Raw genomic sequence first — 26,978 nt, 5'->3', positions numbered from 1 at the left:
GGCGCGCACTTTCGGGCAGTTTGTCGTAATCGGTCACCCCGACGGTGGAATCACTCCAGCCAGGTAGCGTTTCATAAATTGGCGTGCACCGAGCGATGTCCTCTGCGCCCATGGGAAGCAAATCAATACGCTGACCGTCGAGCTCGTAGCCCGTGCACAGCAACAACTCGTTCAACCCGTCCAGCACATCCAGCTTGGTGATGCAAAGGCCAGTAAGACCATTGACTTGGGCGCTGCGCTTCAACAAAGCTGCATCAAACCAGCCACAGCGACGGCTACGCCCCGTTGTCACTCCCTTTTCAGCGCCCACCGTGCTCATGTGATAACCGGGCGTACCAGGCACTTCCCAATCCAACTCTGTAGGGAAAGGCCCGCCACCCACGCGGGTGCAATACGCCTTGGTGATACCGAGGATGTAATGAAGCATGCCCGGCCCCACGCCAGATCCTGCAGCAGCATTCCCCGCCACGCAGTTACTGGAGGTGACATACGGGTATGTGCCATGGTCTACATCCAGCAGGGTCCCTTGAGCGCCCTCAAACAGAAGGTTCGCACCCGCGCGATTCGCCTCATTCAGCTCACGCGACACATCAGCCATCATGGGCTTCAGCAACTCTGCATGGCGCATGGCTTCGGCGTACACGACATCAAACTGCACCTTACCATCCTGGATGTATGGCTTCAGCGCATCGCCAAAAACGAACTTTGCAGAGCCCAGGTACGTGGTCAATACATGGTTATGCAAATCCAGCAATTCGCGCAGCTTGGAAGCAAATCGCTCGGGGTACTTCAAGTCCTGTACGCGCAAGGCACGGCGGGCAATCTTGTCCTCGTAAGCTGGACCAATGCCACGGCCGGTGGTACCAATCTTCTCAGCCCCCCCCTGCTCTCGGGCCGCCTCACGCGCAACGTCAATTGCCGCGTGGAAAGGCAGGATCAGCGGGCAAGCCTCACTGATACGCAGGCGCGAACGAACCTCGACACCGGCTTTCTCAAGCCCCTCAATTTCCTCAAACAACTTCGCTGCAGAAAGTACCACGCCATTGCCGATGTAGCACTTGACCCCAGGGCGCATGATGCCGCTCGGGATCAAATGCAGCGCCGTCTTCACACCATTGATCACCAGTGTGTGGCCAGCGTTGTGCCCCCCCTGGAAACGCACAACCCCTTGAGCGCTCTCCGTCAGCCAATCGACCAACTTGCCTTTGCCTTCGTCGCCCCACTGGGTACCGACCACCACTACGTTGCGACCTTTGGTTGCTTTCATCTCAAACCCAATTCAAATGACAATTGCTCAAACAGCCTGCACGACCCAACGGCCCGCAACCTGAACCAGTTCACGATCACAGTGGAACTCATCCACCTCACTCTCGTGCCCTGGCAAAACACACACCACTGTTTCCCCGGCGGACCGAAGCTCTCCAATCGCAGCATTCACATCCGCGGCCTCGCCCCAAGGAGCACGAATGGCGGCTTTCAGCGCACGGGGTGGCACCACGCCAACCACCTGCTTGATGTCCAAACTGAATCCCGCCGCAGGACGATTTCGGCCAAACACTGCCCCCACCTCGTCGTACCGGCCGCCGCGCACCAGGGCATCGCTGGCACCGGGCGCATAGATCGCGAAGCGCGCACCGCTGTAGTAGGCATATCCACGCAAATCAGCCAAGTCGAAAGTGACAGAGGCTCCGTCAAGACGCGACGCCAACCACTTCAAATTTGATAGCACTTGAGACACACCAGAAATGCGCTTCAGCGCATTTTCAGCCTCAGCCAGAACAGCAGCGTCTCCATATAACTGGACAAGAGCGAGAAGGCCTTGCCGAGAATCCTCAGGAAAGCCACGCGTCAAGACTCTCAACTCTCCCGCATCCTTGGCCGCCAAAGCAGAATGAATTCCGCTGAGCAGTTGCGGACTCACGCTCACACCAGTCAACAGGCTTCGGACGATGCGCACGTCCGCAAGATCAATGGTTGTATCGCGTACATCGGCAACTCGCAAACACTCCCGAGATAACTGCAAAGCCTCAAGATCGGCCTCCAGCCCGGTATGCCCATAGATTTCGGCACCAAACTGAAGAGGCTCGCGGGTGGCATGCGGGCGGTCAGGACGCGTGTGCAACACAGGACCACAGTAGCAAAGACGTGTCACACCTTTGCGATTGAGCAAATGCGCATCGATGCGAGCAACCTGCGGAGTCGTATCAGCTCGCAGCCCCATGGAACGACCAGATAGCTGGTCCACCAGTTTGAAGGTTTGCAGATCCAGCGCTTCGCCAGTGCCCGTAAGGAGAGATTCCAGATGCTCCAACAGCGGGGGCATCACCAACTCATAACCATAACAACGGGCTGTATCAAGCAGCCCGCGACGCAATTCTTCGATGTGCCGCGCTTCAGACGGCAAGACATCGGCAATGTGATCCGGAAGGACCCAAGCAGACATGGAGAAAAGGGGAGGCTGTTAAAACCGTGATTCTACCGGGACCGGGCGAGACTCCCCAAGGAATCTCCTAGTCGAGAGGTGTGACAGCGTTCAGAAACAAAGCATCAGAAGACCCGCAGCAAGGGCCAACAATGCGAAAAAGCGTATTTGGCCATCCTGCAATTGAGCGATCTGTGCAACTGTACGCTTCCAGACCTGGGGGGACAAAAAAGGCAAAAAACCCTCAATTACCAGGACCAAGGCAAATGCCGTCCAAAGACTGTCCCACATCATTCACCTCTCATAACCAGCGCCACTTGTTTACTTGCGTGGAGCAACAGGCGCCGATGCAGACGCTGAGCCGCGAAAGACCTTGAAGAAGTCAGAGGACGATGGGTCCAGCACCATCACATCGCTTTTCTTATTGAAACTGCCCTTGTACGCCTCGAGACTGCGATAAAACTGGGCAAATTGAGGATCTTTGCCAAACGCTTCGGCGTAGATGCGGGCCGCTTCCGCGTCGCCCTCACCCTTCAGCTTTTGAGCATCCCGATAGGCATTGGCGATTGTGATCTCGCGCTGACGATCTGCGTCTGCACGAATCTTTTCGCCTTCTGCAGCACCTGTAGACCGCAACTCGTTGGCCACGCGCTTTCGCTCCGCTTCCATGCGCCGGTACACAGATTCAGTGATGGCTTCCACGTAATCAACACGGGTAATACGCACATCCACCACATCAACCCCCCAGGGCTTGGAACCACGAACTGTCTCCAAGACTTCGCGCTTGACATCAGCCATCAGCGCTTCGCGTTTGAGTGAGAGTAGCTCTTTCACCGTGCGCTTGTTGATCTCCTCCTGGAAAGCATTGCGAACCACCCGATTGAGCTGCATGGCGCCCGCCGTCTCATCCAGCCCAACGTTGCGAATGTACTCAGTGGGCTCGGAAATGCGCCAGCGCACATACCAGTCGATAACGACACGCTGCTTTTCAGCAGTCAACATGGGCTCGGTGTCCGTGCTGTCCAAGGTCAGCAAACGCTTGTCTATGTAGGTGACGTTCTGAAATGGAGGAGGCAGCTTGAAATTGAGGCCAGGCTCCGTGATCACTTCTTTGATCTGACCCAGTGCATACAACACTCCAAACTGCCGCTGGTCCACAACAAAAAGCATGGAGCTCATGAGAGCAAGCACCACCAGAAGGGTAGATGCAATAAAACCGACTCTGTTCACGAACTACTCCTAGCGGGATTCACGTTCACGGGTGCGGCTGGTGTCGCGCGCGCGAGCGTCATTCGAAAAGGTTGGTGCGGGTGTTGCCGGTGACACCGCTGGAGGCACGCTGGTGGCCGCAGGGGCATCCAGCGCTCCGGACCCGCTTGCTACGCCTTGCATAATTTTGTCGAGCGGAAGGTACAGCAAATTGGAGCCTTGACGCGACTCCACCAGCACCTTGGTCACGTTGCCATAAATCTGCTGCATCGTGTCCAGATACATACGATCACGGGTTACCTGCGGAGCCTTCTGGTATTCCGCCAAGATAGAAGCAAACCGTTGCGAGTCACCTTGAGCCTGTGCAACGATCCTCGCCTTGTACGCAGCAGCCTCCTCGTTCAGACGAGAGGCAGAGCCCACAGCGCGTGGAATCACATCATTCGCGTAAGCCTGTGCCTCGTTTTTGGCACGCTCTCGCTCCTGTCCAGCTTTGAGGACATCATCAAAGGAGGACTGCACCTGCTCAGGCGGCCGCACACCGCCCTGCTGCAAATTGATGCCAACAACTTCTACGCCAACTTTGTAACGGTCCAATATGGTCTGCATGAGCGCGCGAACGCGAGGCGCAATCTGATCTCGCTCTTCAGCCAATGCCGTGTCCATGCGCATCTTGCCCACCACCTCGCGAACGGCGGTCTCAGCTGCTTGAACCACGGCATCTGAGGGATTCTTGCTTTCGAAAAGCCATGCCCTGGCATCGCTCAGACGATACTGAACAGCAAACTTGATCTCCACGATGTTTTCGTCTTCGGTCAGCATCGCGGACTCTCTCAAGCCCGTGCTTTTGATGACCGTGTCCCTCCCCACATCAGCGGAGCGAATTTGTGTCACAAAAACCAGCTCATGACGCTCAATTGGGTAAGGCAAGCGCCAGTTAAAACCTGCACCCACTGTGCTTTTGTACTTACCGAATTGCGTAATGACGGCTTGCTGGCCTTCTTGCACTATGAAGAAACCTGTGCCCATCCAGATCACGAACGCAATGCCAGCAATCAAGCCCACACCCACACCGGCGCTTTTCATATCAGGTTGAAAGCCACCGCCAGCCCCTCCTCCCGGGCCACGACCAGAACCATTCTTTCCCCCGAACAGACTGCCAAGCTTGCGATTAAGGTCACGCCAGAGCTCGTCGAGATCAGGCGGCTGCTGGCCATTGCTTGGCCGCTGATCCCCACCCCTCTGACCTGCGGGTGGCGCTGCAGGTCGATCCTCAGGGCGCACGTTACCGTCCTCCGACTTATCATCCCCGCGACCCCAGCGTGGATCGTTCAGATTGAACATGCCCCGAATACGGTCCGGCAATGGAGCCCAGCGTAGGGTGCGAGTATGAAAATTCATGCGCAAAATCTCTGGTTCTCTGATGGCGTCATTCGATCATGCATTGTGCCCAATCAGGGCAACACATCCGGCAATTCAAGGGCGTCTGCTGGGGTCATATCCTCACGCGTAGCCAGCAACCTATCGGCCAAAGCGCGGCGCAGATCATCAAGACCTTCTCCAGATCGAGCACTTACGAACAGACGGGAAAGCGACTGCCCCCCCACTTCGTATTGGTCTACCAGCAGGGAGGGGCGTCGCTCTTCGGGCAATGCGTCAAGCTTGTTGAACACCAGTATCTGCGGGATATCCGAGGCACCAATTTCCAGCAACACCCGCTCCACCTGCGCCATCTGCTCCGGGAAATCCGGGTTGGAAGCATCCACCACATGAAGCAGCAGATCTGCATCGACAGCCTCTTGCAGCGTAGCCTGAAAGGCATCCACCAATCCGTGCGGGAGATCCCGGATAAAGCCCACCGTATCGGACAGAGAAACAGATCGCGCCGCATCTGCCAGATACAACTGGCGTGTTGTAGTGTCTAGCGTGGCAAAAAGTTGATCCGCTGCATACGCTCGCGCTTTCACCAAAGCATTAAAAAGCGTGGACTTACCCGCGTTGGTGTACCCAACAAGCGAAATATTGAAGGTATCGCGCCTCTCGCGCTGGCGCCGCTGCGTGGAGCGCTGACGCTTGACCTTGATCAAGCGCTCTCTGGTGCGCTTGATCGCGTCACCAATCATCCGTCGATCCAGCTCGATCTGCTTTTCACCCGGACCGCCCCGGGCACCGATACCGCCAGTCTGGCGCTCCAGGTGAGACCAGCGCCGCACCAGCCGTGTACTCACATACTGCAGCTTGGCGAGCTCAACCTGAAGCTTGCCTTCGTGGCTTCGCGCACGTTGCGCAAAGATCTCCAGAATCAACAACGTGCGGTCATTAACGGGAAGCTCGATATGACGTTCCAGATTACGCTGCTGCGCGGGGCTGAGTGATTGGTCAAACAGCACCTCCAATGCCCCATGCATCTGGGCCAAGGTGCGAATTTCATCCGCTTTGCCAGAGCCAATAAAGAGTGCCGCGTCCGGCGCTTTCCGCTTGCACGTAATGCGAGCAACAGGCCGTAAACCCGCCGTCTGGGCGAGCAGTCCCAACTCTTCCAACTCAGCATCGAAGTGGGGGAGACCAAAATCAACGCCCACCAGCAACACCGGCGTCATAGCGGACGAGGATGCGGAAGCCGAACTCAAAGCCAACCACCCTCTCCCTGCTCTACCTCGCTGAGAAAGCGAGCCCCGCTACCAGACAACAACTCAAGAGTTGCTGCTGTCAGCATCAGGGGTTTCTGAGGTAGAGAAATTGACCGCCCGACCTGGAACGATCGTAGAAATCGCGTGTTTGTAAACCATCTGCGTCACAGTATTGCGCAGCAACACCACATACTGGTCGAAAGACTCGATTTGCCCCTGCAGCTTGATCCCGTTGACCAAATAGATGGACACTGGAACATGCTCCCGACGCAATGCGTTAAGGAAGGGGTCTTGCAAAAGCTGGCCTTTATTGCTCACGATATTCTCCGTGTTCAAGTGTTGTTGTAAACCAGCACCTTACCACAGCCAGACGCACGCTCTGGCTTTAACACACATGGCCCCTCGACTGAGGAGCCTTTGTCGTCAAGCCTCGTCTTTGTCCGCAAAAGGATTGTGCGAGGTTTTCATCTCAATGCGCAAAGGGGTCCCCACAAGATCAAACTCCTTGCGGAAGCGCCCTTCCAAGAATCGCTTGTAAGCATCAGTCACGTGCTCCAGCGAGTTACCATGGATCACGATCACGGGCGGATTCATGCCGCCTTGGTGCGCATACCGCATTTTGGGGCGGAACATCCCCGCCCTCTTGGGGCTTTGGAACTGAACTGCCTCCAGCAACAGTCGGGTGAGCACTGGCGTGGACATCTTGCAGGTGGCCGCCCGGTGGGCCTGGGCAATAGATGTCCATAGAGGGCCAAGCCCCTGACGCTTCTTCGCAGAAATGAAGTGCAACGAAGCAAACTTCAAAAACGCTAGCCGCGTCTCAATGGAGCGCTCCAAGAGCTGCCGTTGGTAGTCATCCACGGCATCCCATTTGTTCACCGCCAGAACCACAGCGCGGCCACTCTCCAGAATATAGCCCGCGATATGGGCATCCTGGTCCGTTACCCCCTGGGTGGCATCGAGCAATAACAGCACCACATTTGCGGACTCGATGGCTTGGAGCGTTTTCACTACCGAGAATTTTTCGATAGCCTCAAACACCTTCCCCTTGCGGCGCAGTCCTGCAGTATCCACCAGCTCAAAGCGCTGACCATTGCGCTCAAAAGGCACAGTGATGGCATCGCGGGTCGTACCGGGCATATCAAATGCCACCAGTCGCTCTTCGCCAAGCCACGTGTTGATCAGGGTGGACTTACCCACGTTGGGGCGCCCCGCCACGGCAAGCTTGATTACGCCCTTGTCCAACGCCGTATCCGAATCGTCAGGCTCAGGCAGATTGAGCGGCTCCAGCGCAATGTCAACCAAACTGCGTATGCCCTGCCCGTGCGCCGCAGACACAGGATAAACCTCGCCCAGCCCCAGCTCATAGAACTCCGCTAGTTGGACGCCCTGGAGCATGCCCTCCGCTTTGTTGGCGACGAGCACGCAAGGCTTGCCCAAGCGACGCAAGTAATTGGCAATGTCGTGGTCTTGCGCGGAGACACCTGCACGGGCATCCACCACAAAAATCACCACGTCCGCCTCGGCGACCGCCTGCTGAGTTTGTTTGGCCATCTCGCGGTAGATGCCGCTGGAAGCGTCGGGTTCGAAGCCACCGGTATCAATGACGATGTACTCGTGTTTTCCTTGCTTGCCGTTACCGTAGTGCCGGTCACGCGTGAGCCCTGCAAAGTCAGCGACGATAGCGTCGCGCGACTTGGTCAGACGGTTGAAGAGCGTGGACTTGCCGACATTCGGACGCCCCACGAGGGCGATAACTGGCTTCATTGAATAAGACCGATCAATCTGGACGGAATCCGTAAATGCCGCCATTGCGGGTAACAACCACCAGGGTATCTGCAGCCACGACTGGGGCAGCAGCGATGGCAGACCCATCTGTCGCCAGCCTGTTCAGGGGTGACCCATCTGTACGGGACAGCAAATGCACCAAACCCGAGTCGTCACCGACGACTACCGAACGCCCTAGAAGCAGCGGCGCCGTGAGTTTGCGGTACTTAAGTCGATCGATACCCCACAAGCGTGAACCATCCGCGCGGCGCCACGCAACAAGAGTGCCATTGCTCTCAGAACCAAAAATGGCCTCTGCATCGCCGTGAACGCCTTCTGCTCCGCTAGCAGGCTGCGTCCAGATGGTCGTTCCCCTTGCCGTGTTCACACAACCCACAGCAGCTTGAAAGGATCGAGCGCACACTGTTTCTCCCACACGGCTGGTGCGCCCCACCAACTCGACAAGGCGCTCCACATCATTGGTGCCCCGTGCGCTGGCAATGGGGGTCTCCCATCGCACACTGCCATTATCAGGATTCAATCCGACCAAACGGCCTGACAACCCCACCACCAGCGTGTCACCCACAGCGGTCAAGACACCAGCCTGGCGCAATATCAAAGGCTCCCCGGGGCGCTGCTGGGACCAGAGACGACGACCTGTCGACAGATCAAAGGCAGACACGGATCGATCTGCCGACAACACGAAAACACGACCGCCTGCAACCAGAGGTGGTGTGAATACCTGAGCTGCGAGCGTCTCACGCCAGCGCTCACGCCCCCCATCAATAACGATCAGTGCATTGTTACGCGATACCACCGCCGCGAACTTGCCATCGCTACCCACAGCTGCTGACAGAGGCTCAGCCAGCGCTGCTCGCCAGATATCCCCCCCCGTACGCGCATCCAGGGCTGCCACCGCACCATCAGCTGACGCGACGGTCACCACATTGCCAGCAACATGGACCTCCAATGGCAATCCAGCCACATTGCCAACGCGCGCAGTCCATGCTTGCCGCACGCCCAGAACGGCCACATTGGCTCCGAGGTCGGCAGGCACAGGCTTAGACTTGTCGGCGCTCCACAAAGAACAACCGGCTAACGTGGCAGCCACTAGTGCTACCACCAGACCGCGCACAAACAATTGGTGCCCTGACCTTGCGTTGATAGGCGACGACATGGTTATTTGGACTCCGCAGGTGTTGCGGTTGAAGAGACAGCAGAAGCCACATTCACACCTTGCAGCGAGACACCCAGCGCGTTCAGCTTGATTTCCACCAGACGGCGGTACTCGACACTGTCTTCGAACCCCTTATATGCCTTGCTGTACTCAGCAATCGCGTCCTGACGCTTGTCCTGGAGCATCAGGACGTCACCCTTGCGGTCCGCCACAACAGAGGAGAATTCCGGCGCGACACTGCTGGATAGTTGCTTGAGTGCTTCGTCATAGTTCTTTTGATCCATGAGCACACCAGCCAATCGCAACTTGGCCAAGGCCTTGAGGCCCTCGTCAGACGATTGTTCTGCAACCCACATAAGCGCCTCTTTGGCGCCTTCGACATTACCAGTGCCCTGCATGGCCTTGGCGAGGGTCAAGCCTGCCTGCCCAGCTTGGACAGTCCCTGCATATTTAGACTTCAGATCGGCAAAAGCTTGTTCCATGCGGACGTTATCGGCAGACCGCGCAGCCACATCCACAGCATCAAACAACGCAGCCGCCTGCGTGGCCTGCCGGGTTTGCCAGTACTGGTAACCGTTCCAAGCAGCCGCTGCACCTGCAACGACAATGACCACGGAGCTGATCAACGTGCCCCAGGTGTTCCAAAAATGCTTGAGCTGGTCTAGCTGCTCTTGTTCTTCAAGGTCGAGATGATTTGCCATGGAAAGTGATTGGGTTAGCGGGTGGATTGTAGGGTGGCCGACCATTGCGCGACCAAGTCCAGCGGGCGCTCGGTTTGCTCACCTGCGCCATCACGCAAGGCTTTGACAGTCACCATGCCACGAGACAGCTCATCATCGCCAAACACCAGCGCGTGCATTGCACCACTGGCATCAGCCTTCTTGAATTGCGATTTCATACTGCCCATGCCCTCCAGCGAAGGGGCCGCGTGCATCTGGACACGAACACCATGTTGGCGCAATTGCTCGACAGTAGCCACAGCCCGAGGTAACGCGGCCGCCGAAGGGACAATGGCATAGACGTCCGGAACCAGCAAAGGGGTGGCACTTTGCTGCTCCTTGAGCAACTCCAGTACCCTTTCGACCCCCAACGCCCAACCCACCGCCGGTGCGGCCTTGCCACCGATTTGCTCGATCAAGTAGTCGTAGCGCCCCCCACCGCAGATCGTGCCCTGCGAGCCCAACTGATCCGTCACAAACTCGAACACAGTGAGGTTGTAGTAGTCCATGCCACGCACCAGGCGAGGATTGACAGTCCAAGCTATCCCATTGGCATCAAGAATGGCCTTGACGGCATTGAAATGCGCCAAAGACTCCTGACCCAGAAAGTCAATCAAACGAGGCGCCGCTTCCACCAGCGACTGCATCGCGGGATTCTTGGTGTCGAGGATGCGCAGAGGGTTGCTGTGCAGCCGCCGACGCGCCTCCTCGTCAAGAGCATCGACGTGCTGTTCCAGATACGCGATCAATGCAGCCCGGTGAGCCTTGCGCTCGTCCGGCTGACCCAAACTGTTGAGTTCGAGACGCACGTTCTGCAGGCCAAGGTCGCGCCACAGGGCACTTGCCAGAAGAATCAACTCGGCATCGACCTCGGCCCCCGGAAACCCCAGTGCCTCGGCGCCGATCTGGTGAAACTGGCGGTAGCGTCCGCGTTGGGGACGCTCATGACGAAACATGGGGCCCATGTAGTACAGGCGCTTACCGCCGTCGTACAACATGGAGTGCTCTGCAACCGCACGCACCACACCAGCTGTCGCTTCGGGGCGAAGCGTCAGCTGCTCCCCATTGAGACGGTCCTCAAACGAGTACATCTCTTTCTCGACAATGTCGGTGACCTCGCCCAATCCACGTACAAACAACGGTGTGGGTTCGACAATGGGTGTGCGGATATTGCGATAGGCGTAGCGCGCCATCAGGTCGCGCACCTTGGCCTCCAGCCACTCCCAACGGGCAGATTCCGGAGGCAGGATGTCGTTCATGCCCTTCACCGCAACCAGCTTCTCTGGTTTGGACGAGGGACTGCTTTTTTCGTTACTCACAGCGCTTCTTTTCTAGGTCTAGCGGAAATTTACATAAGCTGGACAGACCACCTCCCGAGGCTTTACGGTGCGGGTGGCTGCAGCACTACCGGTCAAGCAGCAGACACCCCGGCGCCAAAACGCTTTTCGATGTACTGCTCGACGATGCGATGGAATTCATTGGCGATATCGTCACCGCGCAGGGTCATTGCCTTCTCGCCATCAATGAAGACAGGGGCGGCAGGCGCCTCACCCGTCCCCGGCAGACTGATTCCAATGTCTGCGTGCTTGCTTTCACCCGGCCCATTGACGATGCAGCCCATAACTGCAACCCGTAGCGATTCCACACCCGGATAACGCACGCGCCACACAGGCATTTGCGCACGCAGGAAATCGTCGATTTGCTTGGCCAGGTCCTGAAAGGTGGTGCTGGTGGTACGGCCACATCCCGGGCAAGCGGTAACGCTGGGCACAAAAACCCGCATGCCCAAGGCCTGCAAGATTTCGGATGCCACAACCACCTCTTGGGTACGCGCCTCGCCGGGCTGGGGTGTCAACGACACACGAATCGTATCGCCAATACCCTCTTGCAGCAGCACAGACAATGCGGCCGCCGAAGCAACCGTTCCCTTGGTACCCATACCGGCTTCGGTGAGACCCAGGTGCAAAGCGTAGTCGCAACGGCGTGCCAACTCGCGGTACACCGAAATCAGATCCTGCACTCCGCTGACTTTGCACGACAAGATGATCTGGTTGCCGTCCATCCCCATGGCCTCTGCACGACGCGCAGATTCAATGGCCGATGTGATGAGGGCCTCGTACATGACCTGACGAGCCTCCCATGGATTGCTGCGGCGGCTGTTCGTATCCATCAGCTCAGCCAGCAACTCCTGATCGAGACTGCCCCAGTTGACACCGATGCGCACAGCCTTGTTCCAGCGCATGGCAGCCTCGATCATTTGACCAAATTGCTTATCGCGCTTGTCACCTTTGCCCACATTGCCAGGGTTGATTCGGTACTTGGACAAAGCCTGGGCGCAGTCCGGAAACTCGGTGAGCAGGCGGTGTCCGTTGTAGTGAAAATCGCCCACCAAGGGAACGTTCTCACCCATGCGATCCAGTTGCTCTCGGATGTACGGTACCGCTGCAGCAGCTTCTGGCGTATTAACGGTGATGCGGACAAACTCCGACCCCGCCTGAGCGAGCTCCTTGACCTGAATCGCGGTCCCAATGGCATCGACGGTGTCGGTGTTGGTCATGGACTGCACGCGCACGGGAGCATCCCCCCCCACGGTCACCACACGCGAACCCCAGACAACTTTCGCTTGGCGCGAACGTCTAGGTAAGGGCGAAGCAATCGCCACCGGCCCAAAATCAATCGGGGAGTTTTCCACTATTTCACCTCGAAACGCGCCACGTTTTCACGGGCGACTGCCGTCAGATCAAACGGCTTTCCTCGAACAACCACTTCCGTCGCGTCAGCGCGACCGACAATCACTGCCAGGGGCGTGGGTGCCGACACCGATACCGACTCTCCCGCCGCCAGATTGCGTTGCAACGCCAGTGCACCATTGGCATCGCGAACTTGCACCCATGACGCACCGCGCGCGCGCAGCACCAGGGGACCGGAGGGAGCATCTGCCGCGCCATCAGCGGCCGAAACAGCGCTCGCAGACACGCCACTGCCAGCGGCAGCAGGCGCTGGAGGTGCAGCGGTAGGTGGCGCAGCAGACACAGGCACCGAAGCCGCCGAAGCAGCGGCGGGCGATGCAGAAATAGATGCATCGGCGGGGCGCTCCACCGTTGGTGGCACCACTGCAGGTGCAGGCTCGGAGGCATTGGCCGGCAAAGCATCTGGCACCGCAACGGGCACTGGATCGGAAGAATCCCCTGGCGTGGAATGCCGAGGGACAAAGAACAAAACCACTGCTCCCACCAACAGTGCAAGAACGACCAACACCACCGAACGCGAGCCGGAACCTGAACCCGCGAATGACGCCGAAGAGGACGACGAAGATTTGCCGGCACTACCCTTCACAGGTGCATTGATACCCGCGCTGTCCACAGACAGACGAGGACTTTGACTTTGGGGAAGCAAAGACAAAATGGGCGCTGGGTCAATTTTGAGGGTACGGCAAACACTCGAAGCCAGCGCGCGCACAAATACGGTGTCAGGCAGCACTGTGTAGTTATCTGCCTCCAGGGCTTCCAACTTGCTGACGGGTACTTTCAACGCAACCGCCAGGGCTGCGATGTGCATGCCTGCCGCCTGCCGGGCCTCCTTGAGCAAGCCGCCCGCCGTCACTCCGCTCTCCACCACCTCACTCATTGAAAGCCCCACGTTCGTATGCACCCAGCTCCCTGGAATCCGGGAAGCGCTTGCGCAACTGAGCAGCCAGTTGCCTCATTGCCACGGTGTCGCCCAAAGCCCGCTCCACCTTGATGCCCAGCCACAACGATTCAGAGTTGGCGAAATCGCTGTTGTTGAGCCGTCGAATGTAAAACTGCGCACGCGACAACTCGTTGCGCCGCAGCAAGAGCGCTGCGAGGTGATAACCGACCACCGGATTCGCAGCATCGAATTCATAGGCCTTCAAGAAAGACTGTTCCGCTTCGGGAAACTGCCCCGCCCCTGACTGGCACAGGCCACGGGCCATCCACGTTTTGCCACGCGCTGTATAGGCGGGGTTGGCAATGGCTCGGACAAAATATTGGTCGGCCTCCACGTACTTTTGCTGCTGGCACATTAGCCAGCCATAGTTGTGCAGTACGTTGGAGTCATTTGCCCTTAGCGACAAGGCACGGCGGAAACTGTCTTCGGCCTGTGCATAGTCACTCAGGCGCATGTAAATCAGGCCACGAAGATTGAAAGCATCGGCATAAGAAGGATCTGCAGCCAGCGACTGCTTGACTTCATCCAGTGCGACCGCCGTTTGCCCCAATTCAAAATAGTTGGAGGCCAACTCCAGCCGGATGCGAGCGCGGCGCCGCGACTCAGGCTCATCGGACGGAGTCACCAAGCCCGCATCGGCGTCACTGACTGCAGACGATGCGTTTGTTGCACACCCCTGGAGCGCCCATATGCAAACCACCGCACTGCATGCCGTGAGTGTCCAGCGGCCAATATGCTGCCAGCGTCCAACCATTCCCGCCATGTAGAGCCTCCTTGAAGTTTGCCAACTGCCTGATCAAGTCACCGGTTTGAGCACGATTGTGCGCTGTTTTGCCATGCGTTCTGCGGCCCGGGTACGATCTTTGACATCCCCAGCCAATTGACCGCACGCCGCGTCAATGTCATCACCGCGCGTCTTGCGCACCGTGGTGATAATGCCCGCGTCACTGAGTATCTTGGCAAAGGCCTGCACCTGATTTTGCGGGGACCGCAACAGCCCTGATGCGGGAAACGGATTAAAAGGAATCAGATTGAACTTGCAGCGAATACCACTGCGCTTGACCAACTCGATCAGTTGGCGCGCATGCTCCGCCTGATCATTGACACCATCAAGCATGCAGTACTCGAACGTGATGAAGTCACGGGGGGCATGCGCCAAATAGCGGTTGCAAGCCTCCAGCAACTCCTCGATCGGATACTTGCGATTGAGCGGCACCAGGTTGTCGCGCAGGGGATCATTGGGTGCATGCAGCGATACCGCCAGTGCCACGGGACAGTCTTGCGCAAGGCGGTCTATCATGGGCACGACGCCCGATGTAGACACCGTCACGCGGCGGCGCGACAGGCCATACCCGTGATCGTCCAGCATCACTTTGAGCGAAGGGACCAATGCCGAATAGTTTTGCAGCGGCTCCCCCATGCCCATCATGACCACATTCGAGATCACACGGTCTTCAGTCTGCAAGCGCTTACGCAGGGAGTGCTCTGCAAACCACAGCTGGGCGATGATCTCACCCGTCGTCAGATTACGACTGAAACCCTGATGGCCTGTAGAACAGAAGCGGCAACCGACAGCGCAGCCCGCCTGCGATGACACACAGAGGGTTCCACGATCATCCTCCGGGATGAACACGGCTTCCACCGCGTTGCCATCACCCACATCAAACAGCCACTTCACAGTGCCGTCCGAGGACACATGCTCTGAAATAACGGGCAGTGACTCGACCTGCGCGCAGCCCTTGAGCTTGTCACGCAAGGCCTTGGCCAAGTCGCTCATGGCGTCGAAATCGCTGGCACCGCGCTGATGAATCCAACGAAACAGCTGGGTGGCGCGGAAGCGCTTTTCCCCCAGCCGCTCGCAAAACGCCGCCAGACCGTCGAGGTCGAATTCCAGCAGATTCGTGCTCATGGTGCCAAACCCACTGGAGACCAAGCATAGCTACCCCCATGACACGGGACTCCCACCAGGGTGGGTACGGGCATGGGGAGCATCACCATCTCAGCGCGAGTAGATATTCAGGCCGGGGAAGAAGAATGCCACTTCGGCCTGTGCAGTTTCAGCGGCGTCGGAGCCGTGCACAGCGTTAGCGTCGATGCTGTCAGCGAAGTCGGCGCGGATGGTGCCAGCTTCTGCCTTCTTGGGGTCGGTTGCGCCCATGAGTTCGCGGTTCTTGAGGATGGCGTTCTCGCCTTCCAGGGCCTGGATCATCACAGGGCCGGAGATCATGAAGTCCACCAGGTCCTTGAAGAAAGGACGCTCTTTGTGCACTGCATAGAACTGCTCGGCTTCCAGGCGCGACAGGTGGGCCATACGGGCTGCCACGACCTTAAGGCCGGCAGCTTCAAAGCGAGCGTAGATCTGACCGATGACGTTCTTGGCCACTGCGTCGGGCTTGATGATGGAGAGAGTGCGTTCGATTGCCATGTTGATTTCCTGAATGGTTGTTGCTGTGATTCGTTTGTCCACCGGACAAAGCCCTCGATTCTAACCGGGGAGCGTGAAGGCAGGAGCACTCAGCGCCCACCACCTCCGCGCCGGGGACCGCCGCCACCGGGCCGTCGTTTGTCCTGGCGGTGGCGCGAGAGGCTGTCCATGCCGATGTAGCCCACCGACGTTTTCATCGGATCGGGCTGTGCCGAGCCCCCACGCTGGCGATCGCCCCCTGCAGCGTTGTTGCCACGGGCAGGGCCCTGGCCGCCATCGCGGCGCGGCTTCTGGCCACGGGGGCCACCAGGGACGGCTGGCTGCGACATGTCCCGACGCGAGCCATCACCGCGTGGCCCACCACGGCCACGGTTGCGCGGCTTGCCATTGCGCCCGCCAGCACCAGCCCCTTCAGGACGGCCCTCAACAGGCTCGGGGCGCCCAGCACCTGCGGCCTGAACCAGTGCGCGGATATCACTCTCGTCCAGTTCCAGCCAGGCTCCGCGCTTGAGGCCGCGCGGCAGCACCATGGCACCGTAGCGGATGCGGATCAGGCGGCTGACCGCATGACCCACCGATTCGAGCATGCGGCGTACTTCACGGTTGCGGCCTTCGGAGATGGTGACCCGGTACCAGCAGTTGGAACCCTCTCCACCACCGTCCTCGATGGAACCAAACGATGCCATACCGTCATCCAGGCGCACGCCGTCCAGCAGTTTTTGTTTTTCCTCGTTGCTCAGAGCACCCAGCACCCGAACGGCGTACTCGCGCTCCAACCCAAAGCGTGGATGCATCAGTTTGTTCGCCAGCTCGCCCGAGCTGGTGAACAGCAAGAGACCCTCCGTGTTCAGGTCCAGGCGTCCTACCGACTGCCACTTGCCCTGCATGAGCCGGGGCAGCTTGCGAAAGACGGTGGGTCGATTCTGGGGATCGTCATGGGTCACGACCTCGCCCACAGGTTTGTGATATGCGATTACGCGCGCCGGAGGGGGGTCGATGCGATAGCGGATCGGCTTGCCGTTGACCTTGACCTGATCGCCAAACTGAATGCGCTGTCCGATGTGAGCAGGTTCGTTGTTGACCGAGATCCGCCCCTCCAGGATCAATTGCTCCATCTCCAGCCGCGATCCCAGCCCTGCCTGGGCCAGCACCTTGTGCAGTTTAGGTGTCTCGACCTGCGGCAGCAGCACCCGCTTCTGCGGCACCGCGTCTGCGGAGGCATCTTCCTCGTCGAAACGACCGGACACTACATCCTCAAACTGATAGCCCTCAACGACAGGGGCAGCTCTGCGCTTGTCGCGCCCTGCCCCATCAGGACGCTGAGGCCGTTCACGAGATTCGCCACGAGGAGGCCTCCCTGCCTGCCGAGTATTGCCCTCGCCGTCGGCCGCCGATACGACCGCCTCAGGAGATATCGAGTCCATGACAACCGCCTGCACCTGGGCCACAGGCACCTCTGGCGCTGCAGCTTCCGACACAGGCACCGAAGTACCGACCTGCATCGCCACCACGGCTTCAGGCACCGCTTCCTCTGCAAGGACAGCTTCCGCCTTTTTGCGAGGAGCCCGCTTGGCAGCCGGCTTTTTGGCAGCAGGTACCGTATCAGCGGCATTCAACCCAGGCACTTCGGCCGGATTTTCGGAGGTCGAGTCGTTCATCAAGTAGTTCCCTGGATACCACCCGGGGTATCAACATGGTCGTCGCGGAGATCAGTCTCCACATTCTGAAAAAAATCATCCACGAGCCGCTTACCACCCGTATCAGTCACAGCCTCGACAGACTCCACTGGCTCTTGCCCACCGACTTCGTGCGGCAAAACCGCCAGCAGATCAGGCTCACCCCCGATGGCTCCCTGGGCGGCGGCTGCCATGGCTTCCAACACATTCGCATTGCCTGTCGGGTCATCGAGCACCGGCAGTTGGTCCAGAGACTGCAGGCCCATATCGTCCAGAAACTGGCGGGTCGTGGCGAACAACGCCGGGCGCCCCACCGTTTCGCGGTGGCCAATGACCTCCACCCAACCCCGGTCTTCCAACTGTTTGATGATCAGGCTGTTGACCGTCACACCCCGAATGTCCTCGATATCCCCGCGCGTGACCGGTTGCCGGTAGGCAATGATGGCCAGGGTTTCCATGGTGGCCCGGGTGTAGCGGGGCGGTTTTTCGGGATGCAGACGGTCTAGGTATTCACGCATTTCAGGACGGCTCTGGAAGCGCCATCCCGTTGCCACATGTACCAGCTCCACCCCACGCTGCGCCCAATCAAGCTGCAGTTCCTGCAACAGCACCTTGAGGGTGTCGGACCCCAGCGCGTCATTGAACAATACCCGCAGCTCGCGCACGGGCACGGGCTGCTGCGCGCAGATCAACGCAGTTTCGAGGACCCTTTTGGCATCCACCGTGTTCATGGTTCAGCGATTCCTGGAAAAGTGCCACGCGTTGCAACGGGTGTCACATCAACAGCAGGGGCAATCATTGGTGCACCGCGCAATGGCGCTGGTGCTTTGGTAGAGCCCGGCGGGATTCCGGCTGCGGGCTAGGGCCGTCACGGCCGTTCAGGGCGCATTGTAGCCCAGACCCCATTCTGACAGCGCCAGGCGCATATCGTCGGGTACAGGGGCACGAAACTCCAGAGGATCCCCCGTCACCGGATGCGCAAAAGCCAACCGGTAGGCGTGCAGGGCCTGGCGTTGCAAGGCGCCGACCGGCGTGCCACCGTACAAGGCATCACCCACCAAAGGATGGCGCAGAGACGCCATGTGCACGCGAATCTGGTGCGTGCGCCCGGTGTGCAAGGTGCACTGCACCCAGCAACCACGCTCGCATCCCTCCAGACACAGGAAATCCGTGCGGGCGGTTTTGCCAGGGTGGACCGCCAAGTCCACCACCGCCATGCGCAGGCGATTGCGAGGGTCCCGCCCGATGGGGGCATCCACCGAGCGGGTCGCCCCCCCCGTCCAGGCACCATGCGCCATGGCCACGTACTGGCGCTTGACCTTGCGCTCAGCAATCAGCGCCACCAGGGCGTCCATGGTCGCACGGTCCCGGGCGACCACCATGAGACCGCTGGTGTCCTTGTCCAGACGGTGAACGATACCAGCCCGTGGCACCCGCAGTGCCTTGTCGTCGCGGGCCAGCAGGCCGTTGAGCAGGGTGCCGCTCCAGTTGCCTGGCGCAGGGTGCACAACCAAGCCTGCGGGCTTGTTCACCACCAGCAAGTGCTCGTCTTCGTACACCACATCAATCGCCATGGGCTCAGGCCGGAAGGCCTGGCTTTGGAGGGTGGGCCGCATCTCCAGCACCACCAGGTCACCAGCCTTGACCCGCGCGGCTGCCTTGAAAGCAGGCTTCCCATTGAGACTGACCAGCCCCTGGGCCAGCAATTGCTGAAGATAGCTGCGGGAGAACTCGGGAACCAGCTCCACCAGCGCACGGTCCAGCCGCTCGGCGTGCTGGCCTGGGCCCATCTGCAGCGAGCGCAGCTCGCTGTCCGCGTCAGCCAGGGCTTCCGATTCATCGGCCAGCAGGATGGAATCGCCCTCCTGCGCTGTCGTCACCTCAGACGCTTCGGGACCACCGCCCGGCGAGTGATCCGCCATCGGACTCAACGGGATGGCAGATAGCGTGTGGGATCGACAGGCTTGCCCTGCCGGCGGATTTCAAAGTGCAGCTTGACGCGGTCTGCGTCGGTGTTGCCCATCTCGGCGATCTTCTGGCCCTTGCGCACCGCCTGGTCTTCCTTGACCAACAGGGTCTGGTTGTGTGCGTAAGCGGTGAGGAACGTGTTGTTGTGCTTCAGGATGACCAGGTTGCCATAGCCGCGCAGACCGGCACCGGCATAGACCACACGGCCATCCGCCGCCGCCAGTACCGGGTCACCCGCCTTGCCGGCAATGTCGAAGCCCTTGTTGCGTGCCTCGTCAAACCCGGCAATCAGCGAACCCGATGCAGGCCAGATGAACGCCAGCTCATCCTCGCCCGCTGGCGCTGCCACAGGTGCCGGCGTGGCTGGCGCCACCGCCACCACCGTGCCCGACGCAGCAGAGGCAGCAGGCTTGACGCCGCTGGCTGCCGATGCAGGAGCCGCAGCGGGCGTGCTGGCTGGAGCGACGGAGGATGATGTGACCGGGCGTGTCACCACCCCGCTCTCAGAGGCCACCGCCGCCGGGGCAGCGGACGGAGGAAGCACGCGCAGCACCTGACCGACTTCGATCAGGTTGGCGTTTTCCAGATTGTTCCAGCGGGCAATGTCTTTCCAGCTTTGCCCAGACTCCAGGCCGATGCGAATCAGGGTATCCCCAGGCTTGACCGTGTAGTAACCCGGTTTGCCGGCGTTTTCTGCACCAGGCAAAGGCTTGACGGGGGTACCCACCACCACGCCCGGCTGTGCTGCGGGCGCTGGGGCGGAAGACGACGAAGAGGTGCCCCGATCTTCCACAGGAGCCTTGTTCATGCGGGTGCCACAGCCGGAGAGCACCAGCCCCGCCATTGCCACGGTAAAACCCACCACAAGACCACGCGATACGAACATAAGCAATTCCCTTTACGCAATCCCCGATTTTAGGGGGACAAAATGCACGGGTTCGAGCACGTTTTGTTTCAATCCGTGCGGGGTTTTGTCGATCACCAGCAACATTTGCTGCCCGCCCGTCAGTGCCATGGGTGCCACCAGGCGCCCCCCCACGGCCAATTGATCACACCAGGCCAGGGGCACGGCATCGCCCCCGGCTGCGGCAATGATGGCCGCGTACGGAGCACCTTTGGCATAGCCGAGCATGCCGTCGCCAAACAGCAGGTGCACGTTGGCCAGGCGGAACGGCCGCAAGTTGTCGCGTGCCTTGTCGTGCAGGCCACGCAGGCGCTCCAGCGTGTAAACCTCGCGGGCCAGCAGGCTCAGCACCGCAGCCTGGTAGCCGCAGCCCGTCCCAATTTCCAGCACACGGCCCAGCCCGCCATGGCGGGCGCTCTCTGCGCCCAGCAGCAGCTCACACATGCGAGCCACCACGCTGGGCTTGGAGATGGTCTGGCCCAAGCCTATCGGCAGGCTGGTGTCTTCGTAGGCCTGGTTGACCAGGGCACTGTCCACAAACCGGTGGCGCTCCACAGCACCCATGGCCTGCAGCACGGGGGCCAACGTGATGCCGCCCGCCGCCAGTTTTTGCACCATCCGCGCCCGGACGGCCGACGAATCCAGCCCCACTCCGGCAGGTGCCGCGGCCACCACCGGCTTCCGCTGTGCGGGGGAAGACGGCGCTACCGCCGGCTTGCCCATAGCGGCGTTACCGGACACCGGCAGCCTGGCCGGAAAACCCGGGCGGCGCTGCATCACGCCCCGGGGGCGGCAGCCGCCCCCGCCGCCAAACGGGCGGCGGTCTGCGCCCAGTAACCGAGGTTGTCGTGATCGGTCAGATCCACCTTGAGGGGCGTGATGGACACATGGCCCTGGGCCGTGGCATGAAAGTCCGTGCCTTCTGCATCGTCCTTGGCAGCACCAGCACCGCCGATCCAGTACATGGCTTCGCCCCGGGGGCTTTCCTGCACGATGACCCGTTCCGCCGCATGGCGGCGCCCCAGGCGGCACAGCTTGACCGGGCGCAAGGCCTCCAGCGGCATGTTGGGGATGTTCACATTGAGCAGCCAGGGGGTTTCGTTGACCAGTTGCTGCGCACGCATCTGCGCCACCAGTTCACGCGCCTTGGCCGCGGCGGCCTCCAGCTCGGCCCAGCCCTTGTCCACCTGCGAAAAAGCGATGGCCGGAACGCCAAAGAGATATCCCTCCATGGCCGCACCCACCGTGCCGGAATAGATGGTGTCGTCGCCCATGTTGGCGCCATTGTTGATGCCCGATACCACCAGGTCGGGCCGGTAGCCGAGCAAGCCAGTCAGCGCGATGTGCACGCAGTCTGCCGGGGTGCCGTTCACATAGCGAAAGCCATTCGCCGCCTTGTGCACATACAGCGGCGAATGCAGTGTCAGCGCGTTGGACTTGGCACTGTTGTTATGTTCTGGCGCAACGACCTCCACCTCGACCCCGTCGAGGGTCTTGAGCGCATCATGCAGCGCGACGATGCCGGGGGCCTGGAAGCCGTCGTCATTGGAAATCAGGATCTTCATGGTCTGGGTAGGGGTTGCAACGGATTGTAGGTGGGCAGGCCATTGCTGCGCCCGAGGGCGCCAGAGAAGCCGTCGCCGCAGCCCGTCGCTCGTGGGACATCCGGCACGCCAGCGCCCCACCTATCATGCGGGCCATCATTGACAAGACCGACCGACAGGAGACTTCCCCATGCATGCCTGGCTTTGCACCAACCCTACCGGCGTCGAGGCACTTGCCTGGACGGAGCTGCCCACCCCCACCCCCAAGGCGGGCGAGGTGCTCATCGAGATCAAGGCCGCCAGCCTGAACTTCCCCGACCTGCTCATCGTGCAGAACAAGTACCAGATGAAGCCGCCGCTGCCCTTTGTGCCTGGCTCGGAATACGCGGGCGTGATCGCCGCCGTAGGCGAAGGCGTCACGCACCTCAAGGTCGGCCAGAACGTGGCCTGCCTGTCGGGCACCGGCGGCTTTGGCACCCACACCATTGCACCCGCAGCCCTGTGCATGCCGTTGCCAGACGGCTTTTCGCATGTCGATGCAGCCGCTTTCATCATGATCTACGCCACGTCGCACCATGCGCTGGTGGACCGCGCACAGCTCAAGGCGGGCGAGACCGTGCTGGTGCTGGGCGCTGCCGGGGGCGTGGGCACGGCCGCCATTCAGATCGCCAAGGCCATGGGCGCACGTGTGATCGCTGCCGCATCCAGCGACGAAAAGTGCGCGCTGTGCACTTCCATCGGAGCCGACGCGACCATCAACTACAGCAAGGACAACCTGCGCGAGGCCATCAAGACCCTCACGGACGGCAAAGGCCCCGACGTGATCTATGACCCCGTGGGTGGCGACTTCGCCGAGCCCGCGTTCCGCTCCATCGCCTGGCGCGGCCGCTATCTGGTGGTCGGGTTTGCGTCCGGCCCCATCCCGGCCCTGCCGTTCAATCTGGCGCTGCTCAAGGGCGCGTCCATCGTGGGCGTGTTCTGGGGCGACTTTGCCAAGCGTGAACCCAAGGCCAACGCCGCCATGATGGGCGAGCTGGCACAGTGGTATGCCCAGGGCAAAATCAAGCCCGTGATCGACCGCACCATGCCCATGGCCGAGCTGCCCGCCGCCTATGCCCACATGGGCTCGCGCGGGGTGATGGGCAAGCTGGTCATGGTGAACTGACGGCCAGCCGCCCCCTTTGGAACGTGTGGGCAGATCTCGCAAGGGGTCCTCCCCATGTTACTGGCTGGCATACCCGTGCGGCCCGGTGTGCCAGCACGCACAGCGCCTTGCCTGTGTCACACTTGTGCATTCCAGCCTCCTGACACTGGTGCCCGCCCATGGCCGACCGACCACCTTCCGAGATCGCGCGCGAGACGCTCAAACAACTGGCCGCTCGCCGACTGGCCCCCACGCCAGACAACTACCTCGCGATCTACGATGAAATAGCGGGCATCCGCAGCCCGCAGCCTTTCCCCGAGGGACCGCTGAGCAGCATCCAGCGTGTGCTGCCCGGCCAGACACCTGCGCAAAAACGCCTGCTGGGCCAGTTCGAACGCGCCATCATCACCAAGGACTGGACATCACTGCAAAGCGTGATGGTGGGTTACGCCAACCTGGGTTTGCACCCGGCCACTGCCTCCAAACCCATCGAGGTGGCCGATGCGCCCACCGCACTGGGCGAACTGCCCGCCGAGTTTGCCGAAGCCCTGGCCCGCCTCATCGACAACACCCTGCCCGCCCTGGGTGACGACGATCCCCGCGTCATCGACATGGCGCAGCAGCTCATCACCTTTCTGCGCGAACCCACGCCCCTGGTGACCACCGCGCAACTCATGCTGGGCAACTTCAGCTACCGCCTGTCGTTCGCCACCGAAGAACAAGCCTCCATCCGCGCGAGCCTGCTCGAGCTGCTGCACATGATCTTCGAGAACATCGCCGTGCTCAGCGTGGACGACCGCTGGCTGCAGGGCCAGGCCGAGGCGCTGATGAGTGCCTCGACCCCGCCCCTGACGCTTCGGCGGCTGGACGATGTGCAGCGCCGGCTCAAGGACGTGATCTTCAAGCAGACCGAAGCCAAGGCGCGGTCGCTGGAGGCGCAAGAGCAGATGAAGGAGATGCTGGCCACCTTCATCGAGCGGCTGGCGCGCATCACCGCATCCAGCACCAGCTACCAGGGCACCATGGAGCGTTGCGCGGACCTGATCGGCAAGGCCAGCACGCTGCAGGAGATCGCCCCGGTGCTGCAGGAGGTGATGAGCGCCACCCGCGCCATGGCGCTCGACAGCCGCGTGACCCACGATGAGCTGCAGGACCTGCGCGAGCGAACCGAGGCCAAGCGCGCCGAGGTCGCCAAGCTGCAGGAAGAACTGGACCGCGCCAGCGCCCAGGCCCGCCACGACCCGCTGACGGGCAGCCTCAACCGCAAGGGCCTGGACGAGGCCGTGGAACGCGAGATCGCCCGCGCCCGCCGCCTGGGCTCGTCCCTGTGCCTGGCACTGCTGGACGTGGACAACTTCAAGACCATCAATGACCGGCTGGGCCACGCGGGGGGCGACGCTGCCCTGGTGCACCTGGCGCAGGTCACGCGCGAGGTCATGCGGCCGCAGGACTTGCTGGCACGGTACGGCGGCGAAGAGTTCGTCATCGTGCTGCCCGACACCACCGTCGAAGCCGGCGTGGCGGCCATGACCCGCTTGCAGCGCGAACTGACCACGCGCTTCTTCCTGCAAGGCACCGAGAAGGTGCTCATCACCTTCAGCGCGGGCGTGGCCCAGTTGGTCGAAAGCGAGAGCGCCACCGACGCCATCGTGCGGGCCGACCAGGCGATGTATCTGGCCAAGCGCTCGGGCAAGAACCGGGTGATGGCGGCGTGACCACCTCCCCCCTGTGTCGCCTTCGGCGCCTTCCCCCCAGAGGGGGGACGCCGCCAACGCGGCGGGGCGGCCCTTGCGCGGTGACGCTGGCTTGGGCCGTGCCAGTTCTGAGCGCCGCGCAGCGACCCCGCGCCCCGCGATGACTCCGCAATTGAGGCGCAAGTTTCTGCGACATGCAGCCCTGGCTGCCTCCGTCGCCACCCTCCCCCGCTGGGCCTGGAGCAATCCGCCCGCGCTGCAAAACAACCCCTTTGCCCTCGGCGTCGCCAGTGGTGACCCGGCGCCTGATGGCGTGGTGCTCTGGACGCGGCTTTTGCTGGTCGATCCAGCGCACATGCTGAGCACCCACACCGTGCGGTGGGAGGTGGCGCATGACGCTGGGTTTGCCCAGATCGTGCAAAAGGGCGAGGCCACTGCGCTGCCCGCGCTGGGCCACAGCGTGCATGTGGAGCTGCAAGGCCTGCAACCCGCACGCTGGTACCACTACCGCTTCATGCTGGGCGACGCGGTGAGCGCCACGGGCCGCACGCGCACCGCGCCTGCGGCGGGCGACATGCCCGGGGCGCTGCGGGTGGCGTTTGCCTCGTGCCAGCGCTGGGAGCATGGGCACTACGCGGCCTGGCGCCATCTGGCCGCTGACCAGCCAGACCTGGTGCTGTTCCTGGGCGACTACATCTACGAATACGCCACACCCAAAACCACCACCGATCTGGCGCGCACCCACAGCCTGCGCCATGCCACCACGCTGGCCGACTACCGCGACCGCTACGCACTGCACAAAAGCGACCCCGCCCTGCAGCTGGCCCATGCCACCTGCCCGTGGGCCGTGACCTGGGACGACCACGAGGTGCAAAACGACTATGCCGCCGAGGCGGGCCGTGGCGAGAGCCCGGGCAGCGCCGCCTTTCTGGCCCAGCGCAGCGCGGCCTGGCAGGCGTTTTACGAGAACATGCCGCTGCGCACGACCAGCCTCCGGGGACCCGCGTCCGCCACCGGCTGGGACACGCTGCAGATCTACCGCCGCCTGCGCTGGGGCCGGCTGGCGCACGTGCACCTGCTCGACAGCCGCCAATACCGCAGCTGGCAGGCCTGCCGCACGCCCGAGGCCAGCAGCGCACCCGCCGTGCGGCCCGCCGACTGCGCCGAGCTGGCCCAGCCACAGCGCAGCCTGCTGGGCAGCACGCAAGAGCGCTGGCTGGACGCGGGCCTGGCCGCCGACACAGCCAGCGCACAGGCCACACGCTGGAGCGTGATCGCACAGCAGACACTGTTCTCGCCGCGCCACTACCCCTCTGGCACGGTGCCCACCGACGCCTGGGACGGCTACCCCGCTGCACGCCAGCGCCTGCTGCAATCCGTGGCCCGGCACACGCCGCGCAACACGGTGCTGCTGGGCGGAGACATCCACCAGAACTACGTCTGCCGCGTGCATGGCGATGCCGCTCGCGCAGACTCGGCCGTGGTGGCCAGCGAGTTCTGTGGCACGTCCATCAGTTCGCGGTCGGGCACCACGCAGGCCAAGGTGGACGCTATCGCCCGCCACAACCCGCATGTGCTGCTGGCACGCTGCGACCAGCGCGGCTACGGCCTGGCCGACATCACCCCCACGCGCTGGTCCACCACGCTGCGTGTGGTGGACGACCCGCTGCGCGCTGACAGCGGCGCCTCCACGCTCGCCCGGTTTGTGGTGGAAGACGGCCGCGCGGGACCCCAGGCAGCCTGAGGCGACCTGGGAAGGCGTGAGCCGACCCGCCGGGCAGGCAAGCTCCTGGTCGTTGCGCCCTGCCAGGGCCCCGGGATGGCCTGTGAACCGCCGCTGACGGTCGGTAACAACTATCTTTTTGATAGCTGCTCAGGCATATTGCACTAGCGCTACCGCCGCAAAACACCTTCAATCGGTGCACAAACCCCAGGGGCAGCCTCCTGCACGCCCTCGCAGGCTGCAGCAAGGCCCCTTACCATGGCCGCTTCGCTGCTTGCACCCACAG

The 26,978-nt window shown here is 61.3% G+C and carries 25 protein-coding genes (1 of these 25 running past the window's edge); 3 read left to right on the top strand and 22 right to left on the bottom strand.

Annotation, left to right across the window (positions count from 1 at the left end; all coding sequences use genetic code 11):
• From ASC83_RS11210 to surE, 22 genes are all read right to left on the bottom strand, one after another.
• Nucleotides 1–1,267: the 5' portion of an adenylosuccinate synthase gene (locus ASC83_RS11210; RefSeq protein ID WP_056062008.1), read on the bottom strand. Its footprint begins 110 nt before the window's first position; the window shows 1,267 of its 1,377 coding nt (coding positions 1–1,267); it begins with the start codon at nt 1,265–1,267; the stop codon falls past the left edge of the window.
• 27 nt (nt 1,268–1,294) lie between these two features.
• A complete protein-coding gene (locus ASC83_RS11205; protein ID WP_056062005.1) occupies nt 1,295–2,443 on the bottom strand; it encodes an ATP phosphoribosyltransferase regulatory subunit in 1,149 nt (382 codons plus the stop codon).
• Between the two features lie 90 nt (nt 2,444–2,533).
• Complete coding sequence (locus ASC83_RS11200; protein ID WP_347707488.1) at nt 2,534–2,713, bottom strand: DUF2065 domain-containing protein; 180 nt, start codon at nt 2,711–2,713, stop codon at nt 2,534–2,536.
• A 30-nt stretch (nt 2,714–2,743) separates the two neighbouring features.
• Nucleotides 2,744–3,652, bottom strand: coding sequence for a protease modulator HflC (gene hflC / locus ASC83_RS11195; protein WP_056061999.1), 909 nt, complete (start codon nt 3,650–3,652; stop codon nt 2,744–2,746).
• Between the two features lie 9 nt (nt 3,653–3,661).
• On the bottom strand, nt 3,662–5,032 hold the full coding sequence (hflK, locus tag ASC83_RS11190; protein WP_056061996.1) for an FtsH protease activity modulator HflK: 1,371 nt from the start codon (nt 5,030–5,032) through the stop codon (nt 3,662–3,664).
• A gap of 53 nt (nt 5,033–5,085) precedes the next feature.
• Complete coding sequence (gene hflX, locus ASC83_RS11185) at nt 5,086–6,231, bottom strand: GTPase HflX (protein ID WP_192418921.1); 1,146 nt, start codon at nt 6,229–6,231, stop codon at nt 5,086–5,088.
• A 93-nt stretch (nt 6,232–6,324) separates the two neighbouring features.
• On the bottom strand, nt 6,325–6,579 hold the full coding sequence (gene hfq / locus ASC83_RS11180) for an RNA chaperone Hfq (protein ID WP_015013419.1): 255 nt from the start codon (nt 6,577–6,579) through the stop codon (nt 6,325–6,327).
• Between the two features lie 105 nt (nt 6,580–6,684).
• Nucleotides 6,685–8,028, bottom strand: coding sequence for a ribosome biogenesis GTPase Der (gene der / locus ASC83_RS11175; RefSeq protein WP_056062205.1), 1,344 nt, complete (start codon nt 8,026–8,028; stop codon nt 6,685–6,687).
• A gap of 13 nt (nt 8,029–8,041) precedes the next feature.
• On the bottom strand, nt 8,042–9,205 hold the full coding sequence (bamB, locus tag ASC83_RS23530) for an outer membrane protein assembly factor BamB (protein ID WP_082522419.1): 1,164 nt from the start codon (nt 9,203–9,205) through the stop codon (nt 8,042–8,044).
• A 2-nt stretch (nt 9,206–9,207) separates the two neighbouring features.
• Nucleotides 9,208–9,906, bottom strand: coding sequence for a tetratricopeptide repeat protein (locus tag ASC83_RS11170; protein ID WP_056061990.1), 699 nt, complete (start codon nt 9,904–9,906; stop codon nt 9,208–9,210).
• A gap of 14 nt (nt 9,907–9,920) precedes the next feature.
• Nucleotides 9,921–11,183: a histidine--tRNA ligase gene (gene hisS, locus ASC83_RS11165; protein WP_056061987.1), complete on the bottom strand. Its 1,263-nt coding sequence runs from the start codon at nt 11,181–11,183 to the stop codon at nt 9,921–9,923.
• A 152-nt stretch (nt 11,184–11,335) separates the two neighbouring features.
• Nucleotides 11,336–12,616 (bottom strand): flavodoxin-dependent (E)-4-hydroxy-3-methylbut-2-enyl-diphosphate synthase, encoded by a 1,281-nt coding sequence (ispG, locus tag ASC83_RS11160; RefSeq protein ID WP_056061984.1) that lies wholly within the window; start codon nt 12,614–12,616, stop codon nt 11,336–11,338.
• A complete protein-coding gene (locus ASC83_RS23525) occupies nt 12,616–13,551 on the bottom strand; it encodes a RodZ domain-containing protein (protein ID WP_082522417.1) in 936 nt (311 codons plus the stop codon). The genes ispG and ASC83_RS23525 overlap by 1 nt, the downstream gene beginning before the upstream one ends.
• Nucleotides 13,544–14,377 (bottom strand): type IV pilus biogenesis/stability protein PilW, encoded by an 834-nt coding sequence (gene pilW, locus ASC83_RS11155; protein WP_056061981.1) that lies wholly within the window; start codon nt 14,375–14,377, stop codon nt 13,544–13,546. Before pilW ends, ASC83_RS23525 begins: the two co-directional genes overlap by 8 nt.
• A gap of 33 nt (nt 14,378–14,410) precedes the next feature.
• The gene (rlmN, locus tag ASC83_RS11150; protein ID WP_056061978.1) at nt 14,411–15,523 is read right to left on the bottom strand and encodes a 23S rRNA (adenine(2503)-C(2))-methyltransferase RlmN; all 1,113 of its coding nucleotides are present in this window, start codon (nt 15,521–15,523) and stop codon (nt 14,411–14,413) included.
• A 90-nt stretch (nt 15,524–15,613) separates the two neighbouring features.
• A complete protein-coding gene (gene ndk / locus ASC83_RS11145; protein ID WP_008905954.1) occupies nt 15,614–16,039 on the bottom strand; it encodes a nucleoside-diphosphate kinase in 426 nt (141 codons plus the stop codon).
• Between the two features lie 89 nt (nt 16,040–16,128).
• A complete protein-coding gene (locus ASC83_RS11140; RefSeq protein ID WP_056061975.1) occupies nt 16,129–17,697 on the bottom strand; it encodes a pseudouridine synthase in 1,569 nt (522 codons plus the stop codon).
• Nucleotides 17,697–18,446, bottom strand: coding sequence for an SMC-Scp complex subunit ScpB (scpB, locus tag ASC83_RS11135; protein ID WP_056061972.1), 750 nt, complete (start codon nt 18,444–18,446; stop codon nt 17,697–17,699). The genes ASC83_RS11140 and scpB overlap by 1 nt, the downstream gene beginning before the upstream one ends.
• A gap of 147 nt (nt 18,447–18,593) precedes the next feature.
• Nucleotides 18,594–19,637 (bottom strand): RluA family pseudouridine synthase, encoded by a 1,044-nt coding sequence (locus tag ASC83_RS11130; RefSeq protein ID WP_056061969.1) that lies wholly within the window; start codon nt 19,635–19,637, stop codon nt 18,594–18,596.
• Nucleotides 19,638–19,642: 5 nt separating this feature from the next.
• Nucleotides 19,643–20,569 (bottom strand): peptidoglycan DD-metalloendopeptidase family protein, encoded by a 927-nt coding sequence (locus tag ASC83_RS11125; RefSeq protein ID WP_056061966.1) that lies wholly within the window; start codon nt 20,567–20,569, stop codon nt 19,643–19,645.
• A gap of 12 nt (nt 20,570–20,581) precedes the next feature.
• Nucleotides 20,582–21,364, bottom strand: a complete 783-nt coding sequence (locus tag ASC83_RS11120; RefSeq protein WP_056061963.1) for a protein-L-isoaspartate(D-aspartate) O-methyltransferase — start codon at nt 21,362–21,364, stop codon at nt 20,582–20,584.
• Nucleotides 21,364–22,152 (bottom strand): 5'/3'-nucleotidase SurE, encoded by a 789-nt coding sequence (gene surE, locus ASC83_RS11115; protein ID WP_056061958.1) that lies wholly within the window; start codon nt 22,150–22,152, stop codon nt 21,364–21,366. The genes ASC83_RS11120 and surE overlap by 1 nt, the downstream gene beginning before the upstream one ends.
• Before the next feature lie 169 nt (nt 22,153–22,321).
• On the opposite strand from surE, the gene ASC83_RS11110 reads away from it, so the two are divergent.
• From ASC83_RS11110 to ASC83_RS11100, 3 genes are all read left to right on the top strand, one after another.
• The gene (locus tag ASC83_RS11110) at nt 22,322–23,296 is read left to right on the top strand and encodes an NADPH:quinone oxidoreductase family protein (protein WP_056061955.1); all 975 of its coding nucleotides are present in this window, start codon (nt 22,322–22,324) and stop codon (nt 23,294–23,296) included.
• A 158-nt stretch (nt 23,297–23,454) separates the two neighbouring features.
• Nucleotides 23,455–24,990, top strand: coding sequence for a diguanylate cyclase (locus ASC83_RS11105; protein ID WP_056061952.1), 1,536 nt, complete (start codon nt 23,455–23,457; stop codon nt 24,988–24,990).
• Nucleotides 24,991–25,129: 139 nt separating this feature from the next.
• Nucleotides 25,130–26,713, top strand: a complete 1,584-nt coding sequence (locus tag ASC83_RS11100; RefSeq protein WP_056061949.1) for an alkaline phosphatase — start codon at nt 25,130–25,132, stop codon at nt 26,711–26,713.
• The last annotated feature ends 265 nt before the right edge of the window (nt 26,714–26,978 follow it).

Origin of the sequence: Acidovorax sp. Root402, from assembly GCF_001425125.1 — a bacterium.
GTDB lineage: Bacteria > Pseudomonadota > Gammaproteobacteria > Burkholderiales > Burkholderiaceae_C > Acidovorax > Acidovorax delafieldii.
This window is presented reverse-complemented; position numbering and strand designations above follow the sequence as displayed.